Genomic DNA, 15,732 nt, shown 5'->3' with positions numbered 1-15,732 from the left:
TATGTTTCATCGTATTGAAGAAGCTCTAGAAGATTTAAAACAAGGAAAAGTCGTGATCGTATGTGATGATGAAAACCGTGAAAATGAAGGCGATTTTATCGCTTTAGCAGAGTATATTACGCCAGAAACAATTAACTTTATGATTACACATGGACGCGGTCTCGTTTGTGTACCAATTACAGAAGGGTACGCAGAACGTCTACAATTAGAACCAATGGTAGCTCATAATACAGATTCGCATCATACTGCATTTACAGTGAGCATTGATCATGTTTCTACAACAACTGGGATTAGTGCCCACGAACGTGCAACTACGATACGAGAAATGTTAAATCCTGCATCAAAAGGTGCTGATTTCAATCGTCCCGGACATATCTTTCCATTAATTGCGAAAGAAGGTGGTGTCTTGCGCCGGGCTGGTCATACAGAAGCTGCTGTCGATTTAGCACAGCTCTGCGGAGCAGAACCAGCTGGCGTCATTTGTGAAATTATTAATGAGGACGGTACGATGGCACGGGTACCTGATTTACTACAGTGCGCAAAACAATTTGATATAAAAATGATTACAATAGAAGATTTAATTGCTTATCGCCGCCACCATGAAACATTAGTGACGCGAAAAGTGGAAATTACATTACCTACAGATTTCGGTACTTTCCATGCAATTGGCTATTCTAATTCCTTAGATTCGAAAGAGCATATCGCACTCGTAAAAGGTGATATTTCAACAGGTGATCCTGTACTTGTACGCGTTCATTCAGAGTGCTTAACAGGAGATGTATTTGGCTCGTGCCGATGTGATTGCGGACCACAACTCCATGCTGCACTTGCTCAAATTGAGCGTGAAGGAAAGGGCGTTCTTCTTTATATGAGACAAGAAGGACGAGGCATTGGGCTTCTGAATAAGCTTCGCGCTTATAAGTTACAAGAAGAAGGATTCGATACTGTAGAAGCAAATGAAAAGCTTGGCTTCCCTGCTGATTTGCGGGATTACGGTATTGGCGCTCAAATATTAAAAGATTTAGGATTACAACATTTACGATTATTAACGAATAACCCAAGAAAAATTGCTGGCTTACAAGGTTATGATTTAGAAGTAATCGAGCGTGTACCGTTACAAATGCCAGCAAAAGAAGAGAATAAAACGTATTTACAAACGAAAGTAAACAAATTAGGACATTTACTAAACTTATAATTAAAGGAGAGATTTATTATGGTATTCGAAGGTCATTTAGTTGGTACAGGATTAAAAGTTGGGGTTGTTGTTGGACGTTTTAATGAATTTATTACAAGTAAATTACTTGGCGGCGCTTTAGACGGATTAAAGCGTCACGGTGTAGAAGAAGCTGATATCGATGTTGCTTGGGTTCCTGGTGCATTTGAAATTCCTTTAATCGCTAAAAAGATGGCGAACAGCGGGAAATATGATGCTGTTATTACGTTAGGCACTGTCATTCGTGGTGCTACAACACATTACGATTACGTTTGTAATGAAGTAGCAAAAGGTGTTGCATCTTTATCACTACAAACAGACATCCCCGTTATTTTCGGTGTATTGACGACTGAAACGATCGAGCAAGCGATTGAACGCGCGGGCACGAAAGCTGGTAATAAAGGCTATGAATCCGCCGTCGCTGCAATTGAAATGGCTCACTTATCAAAACAATGGGCATAAAAAAAGAGGCTGCGGCCTCTTTTTTTATTTCTTCACTTTTCTCCGTACATCTTTTATTAATTCATCCATTGTCTTTCCTTCTGTTTGTATACGAAGCGTCTGTGCTGTTTTCCATACATTCTCTCTTTTCTTCGCCTCTTCTATAATAGTAATTTCTTTTCGTACTTCCTTTAAATCTTTCCCTTCTGTTTTCAATCCAAAATGTTCAGCTTTCGTTCGAAAATGTTGTTCAATTCGTTGTTGCATCTCTTTTTGTTCAGGATTTTCGGCGGCCTTAACTGGATCAGCACTTATCGCTTTTAGTAAAATGAGACAAGTCATAATCGCTAATATATATTTGTGCATGTAAAATCCTCCAACCCAATGTAAAGTGAAACTTTAATCAGTGGGGGGTCTTCATCCCCCACTGATTATTAGTTGAACCAATCGGACTTTTATGGGCAGCCCGACCCCCACCTAACTTCTTTGCTTTCGCTGCTTTTTGAGGTGTGGGTCTTACTGCCCATTAAAGTCGGATAAATTACATATTTACTATGTACAATTGGGGCTTGGAAAATTCGTCCACCAAAATTCTTTTTTTCGCTCAAAAGCCAATAGTATCAAGCGTTCACAATTATTTATTACATTTTATTTACAAAAAAAGCAAACTCTTTTATAAGTTTGCTTTTTTCTATCTTATAATGCACATTCCTCAATCTCAAATCCTAAATCTTCAATCATACCCCAGTCTGCAGTCGGTTCTTGTCCAGCTGTCGTTAAGTAGTCTCCAACAAAAATAGAGTTTGCTGCAAATAAACCGATTGGCTGTACAGAACGTAAATTAATTTCACGCCCTCCTGAAATGCGAATTTCCTTCGTTGGGTTTACAAACCGCATCATCGCCAGCACTTTTAAACATTCTACCGGTGTTAACTCCTTTTGTCCTTCAAGCGGTGTACCCTTCACAGCAACAAGGAAATTACATGGAATGGAATCGGCATCTATACGTTGTAATTCGAATGCAATTTCAGCACGCTCCTCTATTGTCTCCCCCATTCCAAAGATCGCTCCTGAACATGGTGAAATACCCGCTTGTTTCGCTTTTTGAACTGTATCAACACGATCGTCATACGTATGAGTGGAGCAAATACTTTCGTAATTATTCGCATGTGTATTTAAGTTGTGGTTATAACGGTGTACACCCGCTTCCGCTAAACGTCCTGCTTGATCTTCGTTTAAGAAACCTAAACAACAACAAATCTTTAAATCTGTCGTTTCACGAATCTCTTTAACTGCTCCAATTACGTGATTTACCTCTTTATCAGTCGGACGACGACCAGATGCCACAATACAATACGTACCCGCTTTACGGCGAATTGCTTCGTGTGCTCCTTCTACAATCTTTTCCTGCGTTAGCCATGCATATTTATCAATCGGTGCTTCTGAAATAATAGACTGTGAACAATATCCGCAATCTTCAGGGCATAATCCAGACTTCGTATTAATAATCATATTTAATTTTACTTTCTTACCAAAGTGATGGTGGCGAATGATATACGCAGCATTCATAATTTCTAAAATCTCTGTATCGTCAGCCTCTAATATCGCTATTGCATCTTCTTTCGTAATCACTTTCTCTTCTACTACGTCGTATGCAAGTTTTTTCCAATCCCTTTTTGTTTGTACTTGTTTCATTTCATCTCTTCCCCTCTTTTGTTATATGCACAAATAAAGCATGATACGTTGCCATTATCCCTTCATTTCCCGTGAAGTCTCTTTCGTATATGCGAAGCATCGCACGAAAGAGTGAGGGACTTTGACAATATGATTCTTCATTACTATTGGTCGCTCCTACTTTACGAATAGAATGTAGAAACTCCCTAACTTCTGTAAATCTCTCTATGTAACACGTTTCAGAAACATGTACATCCCCTGTTTCTATCTCACATATATGGCGCAACTGATTTTTCGAATAAAAACGTTGCCCAATCGATGTTTCATTTTGTATATTTTTTTCTTCTTTCGCCCGCTGGAACGAAGCATGCAATTCTTGAAATGTTTCCTGTCCAAATGTTGAAAAGAGTAATATCCCCTCTATAGATAAATGACGAAATAAATTTCTTATCACTTGTTTTAAATCATTTAGCCATTGAAATGTGGCATTTGAAATAATGACATCATACGTTTCTTCTAGTCGTAATCTTTCGATATCCTCACAATAAAATGTTACATTGTTTACATTTTGTCTAGTTCTCGCAACTGCAATCATACTTTCGGCAAAATCAATAGCTGTAATTTGTGCTTTCGGAAATAAGTTTGATAATTGCTCTGTAACATATCCTGTCCCGCATCCAAGTTCTAAAATACGTATCGATGAATTTGCACTATATCGCCGATTCAATGTAGAAAGTAATGAATGCGCCATCTTTTTTTGTACATTTGCATATTGATCGTAGGATACAGCTGCCACGTTAAATCGTTTTTGTAGTAACGTTTTGTTGATCATGTCGTATCCCCTCTACAAATTGAATGATTTCATTTGCGCAATATTCGAAATTCGTTACGCATAATGCATGTCCAGCCTCACTTACTACTTTTAACTTAGCATTCGCATTCTCTGTCATACTATGAGCTGCAGATAATGGACATATCACATCCTGTTCTCCATGAAGAAGTAACAGCGGGACTTTGACATCTATTAATTCGTTTCTCATATCTGTTTCTATTAAATAATCTAAGCCTAATTGTAATGACTGAATCGAGTCTCCTTTAAAATTCAGCGCAATCTCTTCAAAACTCGTATTCTCTTTCAGTTCATCTTTTGTAAACATATTTTCATAAAACCGCTTGAGCGTATCTTCTTTCTTTCTCGCCACATTCTTTTTCATCCGCTCTACATGCAAAGCATTCCATCCACTCATATAGTCGCTCGAATTTGTAAATTTGGCAGTACCACCAATTAGTACAATACCTTTTGTCTGAATCTTTTTATGTGCTTGAACTGCTGCTAACGCCCCTAATGACCATCCAACTAAAATGACATTTTCATCCTTTGCTACATCTATTACTCGACCTGCAAACTCACTTTGTTCTTTCACATTACGCCAATTGATACATTGAACAGAATATTCTTTAAAATACGAAAGAACTAAAGTCCAAACACCTTCTTCCATTCCCCACCCAGGAATAAAAATAATCTTTAGCTCTTTCATACGAAAAACCTCTCTTCTTTACCAATACGTATAATATGGTGAATAGCCCATTGCAAATCAGCTATTGTATGTTGGGACGTAACTGCAAAACGGACTCGTGAACTATTAACTGGAACCGTTGGTGGACGAATTGCAATTGCAGCAATCCCTACCTGTTGCAACCTTTTACTAAACCGTAAAGCTGTTTCATTTGAACCGACTACAATCGGTACAATATGAGTTGAGCTATTTCCAATATCAAAACCAGCTTCTCGTAAATGGTTTCTGAAATATGCTCCATTCTCTATAAGTCTCTCTCTTCTTTCATTATCTTCTTTCACAATTTCAATTGCTTTTTGTACTGCTCCTAACGTTCCAGGCGGTAATGCAGTAGTAAAAATAAAACTTCTCATCATATTGTGTAAATACTCTATATAAATTGCATCGCCTGTCAAATACGCACCATAACACCCTAAAGCCTTACTAAACGTCCCCATATGTATATCTATTTTTCGAGCAAGATTTTCTTCTATATGAGATAATCCAGCTCCGCCAATTCCATATATTCCACTCGCATGTGCTTCATCAACTATAAGAATTGCCCCGCATTTCTCTTTCAGCTCTACTAACTCCCTTAAATACGCAGTATCACCATCCATACTAAAAACAGTATCTGTTACGATTAATTTCCGCTTTTCAGGTGACGCTGTTTTCAATAACTTCTCTAAATGATCTAAATCATTATGACGATACCTTTTATACTCTGCCCCACTTAATATAATTCCATCAACAATGCTTGCGTGATTTAATTTGTCACTAAACACAATATCGTGACGACTCACTAATGAAGAGATCACTCCAATATTTGCGGTATATCCACTATTCACAACTAAGGCTTTTTCAGTGCCTTTCCAATCGCATATACTTCTCTCAACCTCTTCATACAGTGAATAGTTTCCTACCACGAGCCTTGATGCTGTCGCCCCAGTTCCATATTTTCTTGTACATGCGATAGCAGCTTCTTTTAACCTTTCATCTCCAGCTAACCCTAAATAATTATTTGACGCTAAATTTAGCATCCTTTTCTCATCTCGAATAAGCCATGTCTCTTCTGCTTGTTCTGTTACATGCAAATTACGATACTGCTCTCGCTCATGTAATTGTTGCAATTTAGATTGAAGATGTGTGCGCCACGTTTGATTCATTTCGGATAAGCTCCTCTAATTTTGAAATCATTATATATTCTTTAGCAGATTCCAAGACTTCTTCTCTTGTAAACTCACCTGCAAAGAATGGTAATAAACCTAAAACCGGTACCCCACTTAACTCTTCAATCATTTCTTTATTTTCTTGCACTCTTTCCATTTCGCATTCTTTGCAGCCAGATAAAATGACACCTGCTACTGTTAAACCATATGCCTTTGCGTAAGCGATCGTTAAAACTGTATGATTTACTGTTCCTAATGTAGGGCGTGCTACTACAATAAGTGGAAGTTGTAATTCTTTTGCGAAATCAATTACTAAAGCGTCCTCTGTATATGGAACAGCTAATCCACCTGCTCCTTCTACAAGTAGACTATTAAAATCTTTCAATCGTTCATTATAGTGATGAATAATGTCTTTTAACGTTACTGTCCTTCCAGCTCTTTTCATGGCAAGTCTCGGGGCAAGCGGCTCTTCAATAGAGTAAGGGCAAATTTCATCTTCTTTTGTCGGTACACCTGATAATGCCTTTAGCCTTGCTGCATCTCCTTCTGGATTTGATGCAATATGTCCACTTTGCAACGGTTTATATACCCCGATGTTATATCCCAGTTCTCTAAATACACCTGCTAATGCACCGGCGACTACAGTTTTCCCCACTTCAGTATCCGTTGCTGTTATAAAAAAGCCACTCATTATTCTCCCTCCGTAACATCCGAGATTGCTTTATACAAAATACGTAACATATCATCAATCTCATCAATTGTAGAAGCAAGAGGGGGCATAAATACAATCGTATTACCGAGCGGGCGCAAAATCATACCTAGTTCTCTTGAGCGTTTACATACTTGAACACCGACTCTCTCTGTCCATTCAAACGCTTCTTTCGTTTCCTTATTCTTCACAAGTTCAATTCCAACCATTAACCCGCATTGACGAATGTCCCCTACATGTTTATATGCAAAGAGGTCTTCTAATTGCGTCGCCACATATTCTGTTTTACGTGCCACCTCTTCTATTAAATTTGTTTTCTCGTATAGTTCTAGATTTGCAATTGCTACCGCACACCCTAACGGATTCCCTGTATAACTATGTCCGTGGAAAAATGTTTTTTGTTCTTCATAGCCTCCTAAAAAGGCATTATAAATTTCATCTGTCGTTACAGTAATTGCAACTGGTAAATATCCGCCTGTTAAACCTTTTCCGGCTGTCAAAATATCCGGTGTTACATTTTCATGTTCACATGCAAACATTTTTCCAGTACGCCCAAATCCAGTCGCTACCTCGTCTGTAATAAATAGAACATTATATTTTGTACATAAATTACGTAGCCCTTTTAAGTATCCTTTTGGCATTGTAATCATACCGCCAGCACCTTGCATTAAAGGTTCTACAATAATCGCCGCAATCTCTTCATGTTTATCTTTCAGCAGCTCTTCCATTTCTTCTAAATGTTTTTTTACAATTTCCTCCTTATTATTTCCATAAGGAGAACGATATGTATATGGATAAGGCATTTTAATTGCTTCAAATAAAAGCGAACTATACACTTGGTGAAACAAGTCTATTGCTCCCACTGAAACAGCTCCAATTGTGTCACCATGATACGCTTCTTTTAATGTAACAAATCTTTGTTTCTTCGGTTTTCCTTTATGCTGCCAATATTGAAAGGCCATCTTAATTGCAATTTCAACAGCGCTAGAACCGGAGTCTGAATAAAACACTTTCTTCAAACCTTCTGGTACAACTTCAATTATTTTTTCGGCTAATAAAATAGATGGAACGTTAGCAAGCCCTAACATAGTAGAATGGGAAATTTTATTTAATTGCTCACGAATTGCCTCATCTAGTTCTGGCACTTGATGTCCATGAACATTTAACCAAATAGACGAAACACCGTCCCAATATTCATTTCCATTTACATCGTATAGCTTTCTTCCCTCTCCCCGTTCAATAATGACAGGATCTTCTTCTAAATAATCCTTCATTTGTGTAAATGGATGCCATACATAGGCTTTATTTTTCTCCGATAACTCTTCATATGTATATGATGGTTTGTCAGTCGTACTCTTACTAAAAGTCACAATTGTCACCCCTAATGTTAACTAGTTTATAAATATAGTTAACATTAAATCTAAATGACTGTCAATTATTTTTAAATCAAGTAGTTCTAAAAAAAGAACAACTTATCATAAGATAAGTTGTTCTACTTTCCATGTTGTATCTTTCCGATTTCTAAAATAATCTCTTCGTCTTTTTTTCCTTCTGTTTCAATTCCAAGTTGTTTTGCATGTTCAATCAATAGATCATGGCGCTTCTCAAATCTTGCGGTATTTACTTCTTTCGCAACCTCTTCTTTTGTTTTTCCTTCCGTAGAAACCCCTAGTTTATCAGCTGCTTTTTCCATCGACTTCTTCTCTTCAGCTTCTTTCGCTTTCTTCACTTCTGACTGCTGCATTTGCTTTTGCTTCGCTTGCTCTGATTCAGCTGCAAAAGCTGTGTAAATGCCAGCACTTCCGCCAATGACTAGTAAGGTGGTAAAAAGAATTATTTTTTTCTTCACTCTTTCCTCCCCTTTCAAATTCATTATAACGCACATTTTTCAGTGTTAAAACCTATCTCCTTTATTTCCCTAAAAAAATATCACATATTTTTATTGACATGTATGATGAATATATGATAAAAATTTAACTAACATCATATGAATCGGCGTTGATAGGATTTAGTAGTATTTCGATTTCTGATTTCAGAGAGCTGGTGGTCGGTGCGAACCAGTACAGAGCGAATTATGAATTACCCCCTGGAGCTTCTTTTACGAAACGTAAGGAGTAGTGAAAGACGGTTATAGACCGTTATGTCTAAAGAGTGGTGAAACGAAACTGTTTCACAATTTAGGGTGGTACCGCGAATTTTTCGTCCCTGCATATATTGCAGGGGCGTTTTTATTTTATTAACGTATATCATACGACCCTTTATTTTGTGATACATTCATTTCACAAGCTAGGGTGGTACCGCGATTTCTTCGTCCCTGCATAATTATATGCAGGGGCGTTTTTTTATCCAATCATTTCCGCATCATATTGAAATATGGACAATTACCGGTAATTTGTCACAAAATTCTAAATTTTAGAAGGAAATAAACAATATTGGCGAATTTTATATAAAAAAGAGCTATTTTAGATTACTTAGGAGGGGAAAACAATGGTTTCAAAAATTGAATCTGTTCTTTTAACAGTATTTATCTTTTTCTGCATTGGCTTTAGTGTTATTCAATTAGAAGTTTCACCACACATCCCAATTTTATTTGGTATCGTTTTTTTATTAGCATTTGGATTTATGAAAAAAATTGATTGGTCTACGATGGAAAAAGGAATGATAAGTAGTATTTCAGCTGGTATTCCATCTATTTTTATATTCTTACTTGTAGGCGTATTAATTAGTGTTTGGATCGCTGCTGGAACAATTCCAACTTTAATGGTATACGGCTTCCAGCTTGTATCCCCAAAAATTTTCATTCCAACTGTTTTTGTAGTTTGTGCAATTGTTGGAACAAGTATCGGTAGTGCCTTTACAACTGCCGCAACTGTAGGACTTGCCTTTATGGGCATGGGTAGTGCTCTCGGATACGATCCTGCTCTAATCGCTGGTGCAATTATTTCTGGTGCATTCTTTGGAGATAAAATGTCTCCTTTATCTGATACAACAAATTTAGCGCCAGCTGTAACGGGTGTAGATTTATTTGAGCATATTCGTAACATGCTTTGGACAACAGTTCCAGCTTTCATTATTGCTTTTATCGCATTTTTCATTTTAGGAAGCGGTACTAGTGGAGACGTTGACTTCACAAACTTCATTAGCACATTAGAGAAAAATGCAACGATTTCTATCTTTACACTTATTCCAATTTTATTACTGTTCCTATTCGCATTTAAAAAAGTTCCAGCAGTTCCAACATTACTTGCTGGAATTATAGTAGGGATCATTATCCTATTTATATTTAAACCTAGTACTTCTTTAACTGATTTAATGAAAATTATGCAAGACGGTTACGTTTCTAAAACGGGTATGAAAGATATTGATAGCTTATTATCTCGCGGTGGCCTGCAAAGTATGATGATGTCAATCGCTCTTATTTTCCTAGCTCTTTGTATGGGAGGATTATTACAAGGAATGGGTATTATTACGCAGCTAATGAATATCATCTCTAGCTTCGTAAAAACTAGCACACGCTTAATTATTTCTACTGCTTCAACTGCAATCGGTGTGAACTTCTTACTTGGTGAGCAGTACTTATCTATCGTTTTAACAGGACAAGCATTCGCTAATAAATATGATGAAGTCGGTTTAGAACGTCGTAATTTATCACGTGTATTAGAAGATGCAGGTACAGTTATTAACCCGCTCGTACCATGGGGAGTAAGTGGCGTGTTCTTATCGAACGTCCTTGGCGTTCCAACTTTTGATTACGTTCCATTCGCAATCTTCTGTTTAGCTTGTCCAGTCGTAACGATTATCGTCGGCTTTACTGGATTTGGCCTGTCATGGAAGAAAGAAAAAGCAGTAACAATTTCATAATATACGAAAAAGGATTACCTTAACTGGTAATCCTTTTTATATTTCTCGATTATTTATTTGCTTTTTTTCTTCTAAATAACAGAAGGAATCCCGCTCCAATAAACGCCAACCCAGCTCCAATTGTAGAAGCAACACTTGTACCTGTTTTCGGTAAATCACGTTCTTCTTTGTTCTCACTTACAGTTGTTGTTTCTTTTGCGCTTTGATTATCTGTTGTAGTTTGTCCAGATCCAGCATTATTACCTTCATCTGTTGACGGTGTTGTTGGATTTCCTCCATTATTTCCTTCACCTGTTGGTGGTGTCGTTGGATTTTCTCCATTATTTCCTTCACTTGTTGGTGGTGTCGTTGGATTTCCTCCATTATTTCCTCCACCTGTTGGCGGTGTTGTTGGATTCTCTCCATTATTTCCTTCACCTGTTGGCGGTGTTGTTGGATTCTCTCCACCAGTTTCTTTATCATCATCGTTCTTCTTCGTTATATCAATTGCATATTTAGCAAATTCATTTTCAGATGGTCCAACATATGATATTTTTCCATCTTTCTTTATATACTTTTGTGCATTTGGTGAAGAATCGAATGTTGTATGTAATTTATCGGCAACAATCGGTTTAAACGTCCAATTTTTATCTGCTGCTGGATCAATAACTGGCGTTTCTTGCATATACTTCACAATGATTTGACGCGTTTCATCTTGTGATTGATATACAACCTCCCCTTTGCTTACACCCGGGAACGTTTGGCTGCTTCCGCGATAGTTATTTGTAGCGACGATGAATTCTTGATTGTCAGCTACTGGCTTCCCTTCATATGTCATATTTACAATACGATTCGTATTTGCATTTACAACTTTTCCATCTTTATCGTATTTCGCCGGTTGTGTTACATCAATTTCGTATTTTAAGCCATCTAAAATATCGAAATTATATGTAGGATAACCTATATTTACTAACGGCTGTTCTTCTGTTTTCTTTGGATCAATTTGATTAAACTGACCTGCAGACATTTCAAGCCATTCTTTTACTTGTGCCCCATTTACTTTTACAGCATATAACGTATTTGGATATACATATAAATCTGCCACGTTTTTAATTGCTAACGTTCCAGCTGGAATATCGGTATAATATGTAGCACCGTTTCGGCCACCTGCTTTAAATGGTGCTCCTGCAGATAAAACTGGAATTCCTTTATATTTGCTGTACTGCCCATTTTCAGCAAATAACTTTTCTACATACCATTTTTGTGCATTTGTCACAAGTTGTACAGAAGGATCATCTTGTACTAATGAGAAATAACTATTAATTGGCGCTGTCGTTTTTCCTACAGCAGTATTCACATAATCAATTGTCGCTTGGTGATCATCTTTAATTTCATTAACTAAATTTTGATCAGATTGTACGAGTGGGTTTCCTTTACTATCAGCAATCGGACGAAGTTGCGGCTTCGATTGCTCTTTTTGTACTTCCCATTTTCCATTTACTTTTTTCAATTGCATATCTATAATACCTAAGTTACTTCCAAAGACACCAGGCATTACAACTGGAACACCATTAAATACGTCCTTCACTTCAGTATGTGAATGTCCCATTAATACCGCATCTACACCAGGAACTTCTGTTAAATAATACGATGCGTTTTCCATGCCAACGTTGTATCCACTCTTATCAACACCTGAATGCGCTAGTGCAACGATAACATCGGCACCTTCTGCTTTCATTTTGGGCACCATTTTTTTCGCTGTTTCAACTATATCTTTTGCTTTCACTTTTCCTTCTAGATTTGCTTTATCCCAGTTCATAACTTGAGGTGGAACAAATCCCATTACGCCAATTTTCACTTTTTGTTTTTGACCTGATTCATCTTCTACTTCTTTTTCAAAAACATGATATGGTTTAAAGTAGTTTTGATCGTTCTCTTCATTATTATCTTTATCATCTTTATAGACGTTTGAGTTAATAACCGGGAACTCTGTTTTACTAATTACTTTGTTTAAATAGTCTAAACCGTAGTTAAATTCATGATTCCCAAGAGAGATGACGTCATACTTCATTAAATTCATTAAACGATATAATGGATGTGTATAGCTAGGATCCACAGGCTTCTTCGGATCATTTATTTTATTCGCTACATAATCTCCAAGCGGTGTCCCTTGTAATGCATCCCCATCATCAAATAGGACAGAGTTCTTCGCTTCGTCACGCGCTTTATTAACAAGTGTTGCAGTTTGCACGAGACCTACCTTATTATCTGTTTTCGTTTGATAATAATCATAATTCATTAAGTTAACGTGAATATCTGATGTTTCTAGAATTCGTAAGTTAACTGTACTCTCCCCAGCTTTCTCATCCGCATGAGCTGTTGTTGGCAATACTTGCGGCGCTATTACACCAATAGCAAGAGTTGCTCCAGCTAGCATTTTTTTTGACTTTTTCACAAAAAATCCCCCTTATACAATTACCAAAGAATAATGAAATGAATTTCTATCAGTCTCTAACCACATACCTTTTTTCTTCTATTAGATACACGATTTTCATTTCATCCTGCGCTAATGAGTAGTCCTCTTAAACGCTAGATTAGTGAGATTTTACTCATCGGGAAATAAAGCCCTACTAATTAAAATTTCATCTTATCTGACATTATCATATATAATGTACTTTCATATCGTCAATATTTTTTGACATACTTCTACAAATTTTCTGTAAAGTTATTGTAAACTTTTCATAAACATATAATATGCCCTTACATTGTTAATACTGCTGAATATGATACAATTACCAATTACAAGGAGGATGAATTTATGAAAAAAGTCATCTTAACAATTGTTTGTCTCCTCCTTCTAATCATTTCTTATTCTTATTTTGAAAAGAACGATGAGACAAAACAAAATGAACCCGAAGAAAAAACAGAAAAAACATCTACTCCAAGTTGGATTGATAAGCAAACAAACGATTCCTTTTATCATCTCGTACTAGGTGATTCGCTCGCCAAAGGATATGGATCGACACAAGGTGGATTTGCTGAATTAGCCTCTAAACAAATAGAAGCACAAATTCATAAACCAATTACTGTAGAAAACCTTGGGATAAACGGTCTTACAACAGATCGTCTCGCTAAAAAGGTTGAATCAGAAGATGTAAAGCAAAAAATTAGAGCAGCCAATATTATTACAATTAATATTGGGGGAAATAATTTGTTTCGCTTAAATCGTGATGTCGGTGTTATAGACGGTATTAAAATGTTAAATAAAGAAAAAGCTCATTTTGAAGCGGATGTAAAAAATATTGTAAAGACAGTCCGAGATCAAAATCCGGATGCTTTACTCATTCTTTCTGAACTCTATAACCCGTTACAACTCGATGACTCCATCGCAAGTTATGCAGATATGTTTTTAGACGGCTGGAATGAATCTGTTTATTCCATTGCAAAAGCAAATCAACCATCTATCGTTTTACCAATTCGCAAATTAATATCAAATGATAAGAAAGAATTACTCTTTGACCAAGTACACCCTAATGATAAAGGCTATTCAATTATTGCCGATTCCTTTACAAAAAAAGTGTTGGCCTACAAATATTAAAATTCACATGAAACAATTCTATTTTTATAACATGTCTTTTTTGTTACAATGAGAGTGGAAGGGGGCCTTTATATGGAATCACGCGAGTGGGAACGTATTGTTGATCATCTTCTTTCGCTAGTGCCTCTTTTTTATCGCAAATTTATGCTTCCTGGAGAATTTTCTTCTCAAAGACATATGCCGCCATCACATACACAAGTATTACTGCTTCTGCATGAAAATGACACATTAGCAGTTTCCGAAATCGGCAAGCGGCTAGCGATTTCACGGCCTAACATGACACCTCTATTAAACAAACTGATCCAAGAAGAACTAATTGAGCGTCATTATAGCGAAAAAGATCGACGGGTCATTTTAATTTCCCTGACAGCTGAAGGGAAATTGTTAGTAAATCAGTATCAACAATTCATTTTAGACAAATTAAAAGAAAATTTCCAAACGTTATCTGAGGAAGAACGTGAAAAACTCATTCACTCTCTTCAAACCATTCAAAATTTAATTTTGAAAACAAACGCATAAAGCTGCTTCTAAATAGAAGCAGCTTTATGATTCGTAATAATTACCATAGTATACATTTGAATATGGCCATGTCGTTAAATATGGTTTTTGATCTTGCGTAGGTTGTTGCGATGGTATTTGCGGTAGTTGTTGTTGTCGATATAATTCATATTGCCTACTCGTATCATAAACCGGATAATAATTTACATATGGATATACTTGCGGTACGTAATAATAATACATTCATTCTCTCCTCCTTTTTCTTAAACATATTCAAAGGAGAAAATGAGTGTGACACTCTTTATATTTGCATGAGTGGTTCTCTCACTCTTTTCTTTCTGTTCTTCAAACGTAACTTACGGTTCTTTTCATATAAATAATGCACAACGAAATATGAAACTACACCAAACACAACCCCTAAAATCGTCATTCCAATTAATACATACACTTCACTCTGTAATAAGCTCTTTAATATCGTAAAAATGTGACTTGAAAACAAGTCCGATATCGTAAAGGGTTCATGATGTATTTTTTGCACATGAAATGGATAAATCATTTTCCCTAGCGCATACGCAAGCGGAAATAAAACTACTGGGAGAAACGATATTTTTCCAATAATATTGCCAATCACCGCGGCAGGAAAAGATCCCTTTGCTAACCTGACGATTGGATAAAATATTAAATAGACGAGTGATGCTGTATATATAACCAACATCTCTAAACCAAAACCAATCGCAAAACCTAACGATACTTTCTTCGCTCCTTCTGGCGATCGAAGCAACTTATAATATTGAAACTTTAATATTCTCCACATCCGCTGAAAAAACGAATATGTTTTCTTAGTTGTTTTCAAATTCATCATCTCTTTAACTATATTTTTTTATCTAGTATGTCCTTACATGATATGAAAAACAAATTTAGTTTACTCTTTTTATTATAAATGATATAAAGATGGTTAACCAAATATACATACGACATTTCAATATAAAAAAGCACACCTCCAGTTATTTATATCTAACAACTGGAGGTGTACA

Annotated in this window: 16 protein-coding genes and 1 other annotated feature; of the genes, 5 read left to right on the top strand and 11 right to left on the bottom strand. The window is 36.4% G+C overall.

What is annotated here, in order from left to right:
* The first annotated feature begins 1 nt into the window (after position 1).
* Together ribBA and ribH are read left to right on the top strand one after the other, a co-directional pair.
* Positions 2 to 1,195: a bifunctional 3,4-dihydroxy-2-butanone 4-phosphate synthase/GTP cyclohydrolase II gene (gene ribBA / locus QCI73_RS07080; protein ID WP_353822699.1), complete on the top strand. Its 1,194-nt coding sequence runs from the start codon at positions 2 to 4 to the stop codon at positions 1,193 to 1,195.
* Between the two features lie 18 nt (positions 1,196 to 1,213).
* On the top strand, positions 1,214 to 1,675 hold the full coding sequence (gene ribH, locus QCI73_RS07075) for a 6,7-dimethyl-8-ribityllumazine synthase (RefSeq protein WP_000230889.1): 462 nt from the start codon (positions 1,214 to 1,216) through the stop codon (positions 1,673 to 1,675).
* 24 nt (positions 1,676 to 1,699) lie between these two features.
* On the opposite strand, the gene QCI73_RS07070 is transcribed toward ribH, so the two are convergent.
* From QCI73_RS07070 to QCI73_RS07035, 8 genes are all read right to left on the bottom strand, one after another.
* Positions 1,700 to 2,020 (bottom strand): hypothetical protein, encoded by a 321-nt coding sequence (locus tag QCI73_RS07070; protein ID WP_000549777.1) that lies wholly within the window; start codon positions 2,018 to 2,020, stop codon positions 1,700 to 1,702.
* Between the two features lie 330 nt (positions 2,021 to 2,350).
* Positions 2,351 to 3,349 carry a biotin synthase gene (gene bioB / locus QCI73_RS07065; RefSeq protein WP_000815866.1) on the bottom strand — a complete coding sequence of 333 codons (999 nt, stop codon included), beginning with the start codon at positions 3,347 to 3,349 and terminating at the stop codon, positions 2,351 to 2,353.
* A 1-nt stretch (position 3,350) separates the two neighbouring features.
* Positions 3,351 to 4,160, bottom strand: a complete 810-nt coding sequence (gene bioC, locus QCI73_RS07060) for a malonyl-ACP O-methyltransferase BioC (RefSeq protein WP_000608933.1) — start codon at positions 4,158 to 4,160, stop codon at positions 3,351 to 3,353.
* On the bottom strand, positions 4,126 to 4,866 hold the full coding sequence (locus tag QCI73_RS07055) for an alpha/beta fold hydrolase (protein WP_327922531.1): 741 nt from the start codon (positions 4,864 to 4,866) through the stop codon (positions 4,126 to 4,128). The genes bioC and QCI73_RS07055 overlap by 35 nt, the downstream gene beginning before the upstream one ends.
* Complete coding sequence (bioF, locus tag QCI73_RS07050; protein ID WP_327922530.1) at positions 4,863 to 6,050, bottom strand: 8-amino-7-oxononanoate synthase; 1,188 nt, start codon at positions 6,048 to 6,050, stop codon at positions 4,863 to 4,865. Before bioF ends, QCI73_RS07055 begins: the two co-directional genes overlap by 4 nt.
* Positions 6,016 to 6,744, bottom strand: a complete 729-nt coding sequence (gene bioD, locus QCI73_RS07045) for an ATP-dependent dethiobiotin synthetase BioD (protein ID WP_353822698.1) — start codon at positions 6,742 to 6,744, stop codon at positions 6,016 to 6,018. Before bioD ends, bioF begins: the two co-directional genes overlap by 35 nt.
* Positions 6,744 to 8,132 carry an adenosylmethionine--8-amino-7-oxononanoate transaminase gene (bioA, locus tag QCI73_RS07040; protein WP_000144318.1) on the bottom strand — a complete coding sequence of 463 codons (1,389 nt, stop codon included), beginning with the start codon at positions 8,130 to 8,132 and terminating at the stop codon, positions 6,744 to 6,746. The genes bioD and bioA overlap by 1 nt, the downstream gene beginning before the upstream one ends.
* A 122-nt stretch (positions 8,133 to 8,254) precedes the next feature.
* Entirely contained in the window at positions 8,255 to 8,611 is a 357-nt protein-coding gene (locus tag QCI73_RS07035; protein WP_327922528.1) for a hypothetical protein, read from the bottom strand.
* A 140-nt stretch (positions 8,612 to 8,751) separates the two neighbouring features.
* Positions 8,752 to 8,972: a binding site (T-box leader), on the top strand.
* Between the two features lie 277 nt (positions 8,973 to 9,249).
* Between QCI73_RS07035 and nhaC the strand changes: the two genes are divergently transcribed.
* Positions 9,250 to 10,623, top strand: coding sequence for a Na+/H+ antiporter NhaC (gene nhaC / locus QCI73_RS07030; RefSeq protein WP_327922527.1), 1,374 nt, complete (start codon positions 9,250 to 9,252; stop codon positions 10,621 to 10,623).
* A 49-nt stretch (positions 10,624 to 10,672) separates the two neighbouring features.
* Here nhaC and cpdB read toward each other — a convergent pair whose 3' ends face one another.
* Positions 10,673 to 13,057 (bottom strand): bifunctional 2',3'-cyclic-nucleotide 2'-phosphodiesterase/3'-nucleotidase, encoded by a 2,385-nt coding sequence (gene cpdB / locus QCI73_RS07025; RefSeq protein WP_483299574.1) that lies wholly within the window; start codon positions 13,055 to 13,057, stop codon positions 10,673 to 10,675.
* Positions 13,058 to 13,420: 363 nt separating this feature from the next.
* On the opposite strand from cpdB, the gene QCI73_RS07020 reads away from it, so the two are divergent.
* The gene (locus tag QCI73_RS07020; protein ID WP_000755837.1) at positions 13,421 to 14,200 is read left to right on the top strand and encodes a GDSL-type esterase/lipase family protein; all 780 of its coding nucleotides are present in this window, start codon (positions 13,421 to 13,423) and stop codon (positions 14,198 to 14,200) included.
* Between the two features lie 72 nt (positions 14,201 to 14,272).
* Positions 14,273 to 14,719: a MarR family winged helix-turn-helix transcriptional regulator gene (locus QCI73_RS07015; RefSeq protein WP_353822697.1), complete on the top strand. Its 447-nt coding sequence runs from the start codon at positions 14,273 to 14,275 to the stop codon at positions 14,717 to 14,719.
* 24 nt (positions 14,720 to 14,743) lie between these two features.
* On the opposite strand, the gene QCI73_RS07010 is transcribed toward QCI73_RS07015, so the two are convergent.
* Positions 14,744 to 14,941: a hypothetical protein gene (locus tag QCI73_RS07010; protein WP_000291952.1), complete on the bottom strand. Its 198-nt coding sequence runs from the start codon at positions 14,939 to 14,941 to the stop codon at positions 14,744 to 14,746.
* Positions 14,942 to 14,999: 58 nt separating this feature from the next.
* Positions 15,000 to 15,560, bottom strand: a complete 561-nt coding sequence (locus QCI73_RS07005; protein WP_014893525.1) for a DUF2062 domain-containing protein — start codon at positions 15,558 to 15,560, stop codon at positions 15,000 to 15,002.
* Positions 15,561 to 15,732: the final 172 nt, after the last annotated feature.

Source organism: Bacillus cereus group sp. MG16 (genome assembly GCF_040459875.1).
Taxonomy (GTDB): Bacteria; Bacillota; Bacilli; order Bacillales; family Bacillaceae_G; genus Bacillus_A; species Bacillus_A paranthracis.
This window is presented reverse-complemented; position numbering and strand designations above follow the sequence as displayed.